Source organism: Streptomyces sp. WELS2, assembly GCF_013870595.1.
In the GTDB taxonomy this organism is placed as follows: Bacteria; Actinomycetota; Actinomycetes; order Streptomycetales; family Streptomycetaceae; genus Streptomyces.
Map to the genome: position 1 here is coordinate 1 of NZ_JACBWZ010000490.1, position 4,740 is coordinate 4,740.

At 70.8% G+C, this 4,740-nt stretch carries 4 protein-coding genes and 1 pseudogene; all 5 read right to left on the bottom strand.

From position 1 onward, the window contains the following. Positions 1–370 (bottom strand): annotated as a pseudogene (locus H5J33_RS23935) (hypothetical protein); the annotation flags it as partial. Between the two features lie 122 nt (positions 371–492). Next, positions 493–957 carry a Holliday junction resolvase RuvX gene (gene ruvX / locus H5J33_RS23940; protein ID WP_181796960.1) on the bottom strand — a complete coding sequence of 155 codons (465 nt, stop codon included), beginning with the start codon at positions 955–957 and terminating at the stop codon, positions 493–495. A gap of 15 nt (positions 958–972) precedes the next feature. Then, positions 973–3,645: an alanine--tRNA ligase gene (alaS, locus tag H5J33_RS23945; protein ID WP_181796961.1), complete on the bottom strand. Its 2,673-nt coding sequence runs from the start codon at positions 3,643–3,645 to the stop codon at positions 973–975. Further along, positions 3,645–4,004, bottom strand: a complete 360-nt coding sequence (locus tag H5J33_RS23950; protein WP_181796962.1) for a hypothetical protein — start codon at positions 4,002–4,004, stop codon at positions 3,645–3,647. The genes alaS and H5J33_RS23950 overlap by 1 nt, the downstream gene beginning before the upstream one ends. A gap of 16 nt (positions 4,005–4,020) precedes the next feature. Then, complete coding sequence (locus H5J33_RS23955) at positions 4,021–4,458, bottom strand: DUF948 domain-containing protein (protein ID WP_107058442.1); 438 nt, start codon at positions 4,456–4,458, stop codon at positions 4,021–4,023. Between the last annotated feature and the right edge of the window lie 282 nt (positions 4,459–4,740).

Genomic DNA, 4,740 nt, shown 5'->3' on the forward strand with positions numbered 1-4,740 from the left:
GGTCGGGCTGCTCCCCGCCGTAGGCCACGGGCCGCTGGCCGTAGGGGTCGCCGGGGTCGGCGGCGTAGGGCACCTGGCCGAGGGTGCCGGCCGCGTCCCAGCCGCCCTGGTGGAACTGGTGCTGGGTGTGGCCGGCGAGCTGCTGGTCGTACTGCCGGGCGTCGTGCTGCTGCTGCCCCTCGTATCCGGGCTGCTGCTGGCCCTGGCTCCAGTCGCCGTACCCCGACGCCTGCGGATAGTGCTGCGGCCGGTCGCCGTACGGGGACTGCGAGCCCTGCTGGGCCTGCTGTCCGCCCCATCCGCCGTCCCCGGACAACGGGTCCTCCGGATTCCACGGTTCGGAGCCTTGGCCCCGGCCATACTCAGTCATCGATCCCCTAGAGCCGCGAGGCCCGCGGTCCCGCGGCCCGTCGGCCGGATTCCGCTCCGCCTCTTGCTGTGCCCCGGCTGTTCGAACACCGGCGCATCGCGCGGAACGTTACCGTATCGCGATCAGATGACCACTTCGACGCCCTCACCGGGTGGTTTGCCTGACACCCGTTCGGATTCCAGGGCCTGCTGCAGGATGATGACGGCCGCCGCCTGGTCGATGACCGAACGGCCCTTCTTGGACTTCACGCCCGAGGCGCGCAGTCCCTGGCCTGCCGTCACGGTCGTCATCCGCTCGTCCACCAGGCGCACCGGCACCGGCTGGATTCCCCGGGCCAGTTCCTGCGCGAAGCCGCGGACCTTGACCGCGGCCGGGCCCTCGCCCCCCTTGAGGGAGCGAGGGAGGCCGACGACGACCTCGATCGGTTCGTACTCCTCCACCAGCTGACGCAGGCGGCGGTGGGCGGCGGGCACGTCCCGGCCGGGGACGGTCTCCACCGGGGTGGCGAGGATCCCGTCGGGGTCGCACGAGGCGACCCCGATCCGGGCGTCCCCGACGTCGATCGCGAGCCGACGTCCTCTGCGCATGTGCTTGAGCCGTTCCTACTTGGCGGTCTCGGCGACGAGCCGCTCGACGGCCTCGACGGCCTCGCCGACGGCGGCCGGGTTCTGCCCGCCGCCCTGGGCCACGTCCGGCTTGCCGCCACCGCCGCCGCCGAGGGTCTTGGCGGCGGTGCGGACCAGGTCACCGGCCTTCAGGCCGCGGTCGCGGGCGGCGTCGTTGGTGGCGATGACCGTCAGCGGCTTGCCGTTGTTCACCGTGAACAGGGCCACCACGGCGGCCCGGCCGCCCTGGATCCGGCCGCGCACGTCCAGGACCAGCTTGCGCAGGTCGTCAGGCGTCGTGCCGTCCGGCACCCGGCCGGTGACCACGGCCACGCCGCGGACGTCCTTGGCGGACTCGGCGAGACCGGCGGCGGCCTGGAGGACCTTCTCGGCGCGGAACCGCTCGATCTCCTTCTCGGCGTCCTTCAGCTTGCCGAGCATGGCGGAGACCTTCTCGGGCAGCTCCTCCGCGCGGCCCTTGAGCAGCTCGGTCAGCTGGTTGACGACCGTGTGCTCACGGGCGAGGAAGTTGTAGGCGTCCACGCCGACCAGGGCCTCGATACGGCGCACCCCGGAGCCGATGGAGGACTCGCCGAGCAGCTTCACCAGGCCCAGCTGGGCGGTGTTGTGCACGTGCGTGCCGCCGCACAGCTCCTTGGAGAAGTCGCCGATCGTCACGACGCGCACCCGCTCGCCGTACTTCTCGCCGAACTCGGCGATGGCGCCCTGCTTCTTGGCCTCGTCGATGCCCATGACCTCGGCGTGCACGTCCAGGTCGCGGGCGAGCACCTCGTTGATCTTCTGCTCGACGTCGGTCATCACGGCCGTCGGGACGGCGGACGGGGAGCCGAAGTCGAAGCGGAAGCGGCCGGGCTGGTTCTCCGAACCGGCCTGGGCGGCCGTCGGACCGAGGGCGTCGCGCAGGGCCTGGTGGGTCAGGTGGGTGGCCGAGTGGGCGCGGGCGATGGCCTTGCGGCGGCGGACGTCGATCGAGGCGTGGGCCTTGGCGCCGACGGTCACCTCGCCGACCTGGACGACGCCCTTGTGGACGTACACGCCCGGGACCGGCTTCTGGCAGTCGCGGACCTCGATGACGGCGCCGGAGTCCACCTTGATGCGGCCGGTGTCGCCGATCTGGCCGCCGCCCTCGGCGTAGAACGGGGTGCGGTCCAGGACGATCTCGACCTCGTCGCCCTCGGTGGCGGCCGGGGAGGAGGCGCCGTCGACCAGGATGCCGACGATCGTGGACTCGCCCTCGGTGTCGGTGTAGCCGATGAAGTCGGTCTCGCCGGCGCTGTCGGCGATCTCGCGGTAGGCGCCCAGGTCGGCGTGGCCGGTCTTCTTGGCCTGGGCGTCGGCCTTGGCGCGCTCCCGCTGCTCCTTCATCAGGCGGCGGAAGCCATCCTCGTCCACGGACAGGCCCTGCTCGGCGGCCATCTCCAGGGTGAGGTCGATCGGGAAGCCCCAGGTGTCGTGGAGCAGGAACGCCTTGTCGCCGGAGAGGACGGTGCCGCCGGCGGCCTTGGTCTCGGTGACGGCGGTGTCCAGGATGTTGGTGCCGGCCTTCAGCGTCTTGAGGAAGGCGTTCTCCTCGGCGAGGGCGACCTTCTCGATGCGCTCGCGGTCGGTGATCAGCTCCGGGTACTGCTGCCCCATCATGCCGATCACGGTGTCGATCAGGTCCTTGACGACCGGACCGGTGGCGCCGAGCAGCCGCATGTTGCGGATGGCGCGGCGCATGATGCGGCGCAGGACGTAGCCGCGGCCCTCGTTGCCGGGGGTGACGCCGTCGCCGATGAGCATGGTGGCGGTGCGCATGTGGTCGGTGACCACGCGCAGGGACACGTCCGAGTCGTGGGCGTCGCCGTAGCGCACGCCGGTCAGCTCGGTGGCCTTGTCGATGACGGCCATGGAGGTGTCGATCTCGTACATGTTCTGCACGCCCTGCAGAATCATGGCGAGCCGCTCCAGGCCGAGGCCCGTGTCGATGTTCTTGCTCGGCAGGTCCCCGAGGATCTCGAAGTTGTCCTTGCCGATGCCCTCGCCCCGCTCGTACTGCATGAAGACGAGGTTCCAGATCTCGACGTACCGCTCGTCGTTGACGGCGGGGCCGCCCTCGGCGCCGAACTCGGGGCCGCGGTCGTAGTTGATCTCGGAGCAGGGGCCGCACGGGCCGGGCACGCCCATGGACCAGAAGTTGTCCTTCATGCCCAGGCGCTGGATGCGCTCCTTCGGCACGCCGACGACCTCGTGCCAGATCCGCTCCGCCTCGTCGTCGTCCTGGTAGACGGTGATCCACAGGCGCTCGGGTTCGAGGCCGTAACCGCCCTTGTCCTGGGGCGTGGTGAGCAGCTCCCAGGCGAGCTTGATGGCGCCTTCCTTGAAGTAGTCGCCGAAGGAGAAGTTGCCGCACATCTGGAAGAACGTGCCGTGCCGCGTGGTCTTGCCGACCTCTTCGATGTCGGGCGTGCGCACGCACTTCTGCACGCTGGTGGCGCGCGGGAACGGCGGCTTGACCTCACCCAGGAAGTAGGGCTTGAAGGGCACCATGCCGGCGGGGACGAGGAGCAGAGTCGGGTCGTCCGCGATGAGCGACGCCGAAGGGACGACGGTGTGCCCGCGCTCCTCGAAGAAGCTCAGCCAGCGGCGGCGAATCTCGGCCGACTCCATCAGTGGTCCTCATTCCGGTTGTACGAGTACATCGGGGCTTCGATGTACTTCGGTGTGCTGCGGTTGTCGCTGTGGTGGTTCTCGATGGCGGTGTACCGCCGGGGCGCGGGGAGCTCGGGGTCCTCGTGGATGCCGAGGGCCTCCTCGAGCTCGGCCTCCCGCCGGGCCATGTTGTCGCGGACGTCGGACGCGAAGCCGACCGCGCGGTCCTTCAGGCGCTGACCGGTCTCCAGGGCCTTGTTCGCCGCGGTGGCGGCCAGGCTCTCCGGGGTCAGCTGCCTGATCTTGCGGTTGACCTTGGTGGTGGCCCACACACCGGCGGCGACACCGGTGGAGAACCAGAACGTACGGCGGAACATCGCTCGGTCTCAGTCCTTACTTCCGCTTGCGTCGTGCGGCGGGGACCGTCCGGCCCACGATCACGGTACGCCGGGCCGACTTGCCGGGCACGTCCTCCCCCTTGCGGCCGCCGAGGGCCCGGCGGACGCCGTAGCCGAAGGCCGCGACCTTGACCAGCGGGCCGCCGAAGGTGGAGGCCACGGTGGTCGACAGCGCGGAGGCGTTGGAGGCGACCTCCTGGACGTCGGAGGCGATCGCGTCGACCCGGTCGATCTGGGTCTGCGCGGAGCGCACCGCCTGGGAGGCGTCGGCGAGCAGCGGGACGGCCTGGTCGGTCACGTCCGCGACGAGCTTGGTGGTCGCCTTGAGCGTCTGGGCCAGCCTCGCCAGCGCGACCGCGAGGAAGGAGACCAGGATCGCCCAGAAGACGGCCACCAGGATCCCGGCCACCTCTGTACCGGACACTGTGCGCACCCGCTCCCTGAAACGTGCCTGAGCATCGGAAAAGTCGTGTCCCGAGCCTATCGCGCCAAGGCCGCGGCTCCGTACCGGATTCCCCGCCCGAGCGGGCGCGCTCGCGCCGGGTGATTGTACGCAGTGAACACGTTTCAGTACGCTCCGTGTCCCATGCGAGATCCTCACGGCCCCGGCCCCTGGACGGGCGGCGTCCCGCCCCTCGAACTCACCGCCTTCGTCGGGCGCTCGGCGGAGCTGGGCGAGCTGACGGCGGCCCTCGGCCGGGCCCGGCTGGTGACC